We start from the raw sequence: 1,842 nt of genomic DNA, 5'->3' as shown, positions 1-1,842 counted from the left end.
GTCCGATCCGGCGCCAGCTTTCGGTTTGAGCCGTTATAATTGAAAAAGGGCGGCGCAAGCGCCGCCCCGGATCCTTGGGAGGATAATTCGAACCGGCGGTCAGGCCGCCTTGACTTCCTCGGCGACGGCGTCGGCCTGACGCGCTGCCTTGAGCACCTTGGCCCACCACGCAACGTCGTTGACCAGCGCCGTGGCGGCCTGGTTCAGATGCTCGAGGTCTTCCAGCTTCTTCTCGCCCTGGCGCACGGCGAGGAAATCGCCCCAGGCGATATGGACGGCCGACTTGACCGGCGCCATCTGCAATTCGACGGCATGAAGGCGGAGCTGTTCGACGGCGCGAGCGCCACCGACGCTGCCATAGCCGACGAAGCCGGCCGGCTTCTTGTTCCATTCATTGGCGGCGTAGTCGATGGCATTCTTCAGCACCGCCGTCGGGCCATGATTGTATTCGGCGGCGGTGAAGATGAAGCCGTCGAATTCGGCGACCTTCTTCTGCCAGCGCTGTGCCACTTCGTTCTGCGACGGCGCCCATGCGGAGGATGCGACCTCGTCGAAGAACGGCAGCGGGAAGTCGCGAAGGTCGACGATCTCGACATCGATGTCGGCATGCGACTTGGCGATCTTGGCGATCCACTGGGTTGGCACATCGGCGAAACGAGCGGCGCGCGTCGATCCGACGACGATGGCAATTTTGGGTTTGGACATAAGGGCTCTCCTTGCACGAAGTACTGGTATCATTTGGATACCTGCGCTATATGAGATACTGCAAACGCGATGCACAAGAAGGCACTTTTTTGTTACCGAGGCACCCACACCGCTCCGAAGACTGCCGCGCCATCTCGGAAATCCTGCAGCGCGTCGGCGACAAATGGACCGTTCTGGTCGTCGGCAAGCTGGGCGACGGACCGCTGCGTTTCAACGAATTGCGCGCAGCCGTCGGCGGCATCTCGCAGAAGATGCTGACCACCACCTTGCGCGGGCTGGAGCGTGACGGCTTCGTCACCCGCACCGTGTTTCCAACCATTCCGCCGCGCGTCGATTATGAGCTGACCGAGCTCGGCCACGAGCTGCTGATCCCCGTCAGCGCACTGAGCGAATGGGCGCGCGCCAACACCATGCGCGTCAAGGCGGCGCGCGAAAAATTCGACGGCGCCCGCGTCTGAAACCCTTTCGCCGCAAGGGATTCAGCCCCGCACGCAACATCCGGCTTGTCTGATCGGAAATTCTATCTCGGCTGCGCGGATCGTTGAACCGAATGCACGCGCCGGTTTGGCTGGCGGATTGCCGCTCATGCGGTCCCCTGACGGCTGCCGCTCAGGCTCCTGATGCGCGCACATCGCATCGCGCGGCGGCACAGGTATCACACCGTGCGCCCCGCTCGCCAGGAGCCTGTCCTCCACGCGTGCAGGCGACGCGCGAGATGTCTTCCTTCACCTCCGCGTAAGCGGTCACGCCGAGCAGGCAGGTCGTCGCGACCAGGGCCGCCACGAGCCAACCGTTCAGCAGATGTTGACGCATTGTCTCTCCTCCGATTGCAGCAGGATCGGGCATGGAGGCAACCGTTGGATGTCACGAAAAGCGCCTCCCGCACGGGCGCTGTTACAAATGACCAAGCCTGGGAGAAACGGCTTGCCTCAGCCTTCGGCGGGAACCGCTTTCGGCTTGCCCTCGCCATCCAGCGCCACCATGACGAAATCGGCATGGGTGACCTTCTCCATCAGGTCGGAGAGGTAGCGCTGCGCCCAGGCCTCGACCTTGAGCGTCATCGAAGTGCGGCCGACGCGCTCGACATGGGTGTAAATGCACAGCGTGTCGCCGATCTTCATCGGCTTGGCGTACGAC

Annotated in this window: 4 protein-coding genes; 1 reads left to right on the top strand and 3 read right to left on the bottom strand. The window is 62.9% G+C overall.

The window, feature by feature from the left end; translation table 11 throughout:
* Positions 1-99 precede the first annotated feature (99 nt).
* On the bottom strand, positions 100-705 hold the full coding sequence (locus EN991_RS34635; protein WP_013530052.1) for an NADPH-dependent FMN reductase: 606 nt from the start codon (positions 703-705) through the stop codon (positions 100-102).
* 89 nt (positions 706-794) lie between these two features.
* Between EN991_RS34635 and EN991_RS34630 the strand changes: the two genes are divergently transcribed.
* Positions 795-1,163, top strand: coding sequence for a helix-turn-helix domain-containing protein (locus tag EN991_RS34630; RefSeq protein WP_024504168.1), 369 nt, complete (start codon positions 795-797; stop codon positions 1,161-1,163).
* Between the two features lie 151 nt (positions 1,164-1,314).
* On the opposite strand, the gene EN991_RS34625 is transcribed toward EN991_RS34630, so the two are convergent.
* A complete protein-coding gene (locus EN991_RS34625) occupies positions 1,315-1,518 on the bottom strand; it encodes a hypothetical protein (RefSeq protein WP_081714341.1) in 204 nt (67 codons plus the stop codon).
* Positions 1,519-1,634: 116 nt separating this feature from the next.
* A partial coding sequence (locus EN991_RS34620) for a hotdog domain-containing protein (protein WP_281058841.1) occupies positions 1,635-1,842 on the bottom strand: 208 nt, incomplete at its 5' end.

The organism is Mesorhizobium sp. M7A.F.Ca.US.005.03.2.1, assembly GCF_003997795.1.
GTDB classification, from domain to species: Bacteria; Pseudomonadota; Alphaproteobacteria; order Rhizobiales; family Rhizobiaceae; genus Mesorhizobium; species Mesorhizobium ciceri.
Note: the sequence above shows the minus strand (reverse complement) of the source record. Positions and strands in the feature narration are given on the sequence as shown.

Excerpts from the sequence above, each read along its gene's own strand:
- EN991_RS34625 (WP_081714341.1), bottom strand. The coding sequence starts at position 1,518 with ATGCGTCAACATCTGCTGAACGGTTGGCTCGTGGCGGCCCTGGTCGCG.
- EN991_RS34635 (WP_013530052.1), bottom strand. The coding sequence starts at position 705 with ATGTCCAAACCCAAAATTGCCATCGTCGTCGGATCGACGCGCGCCGCT.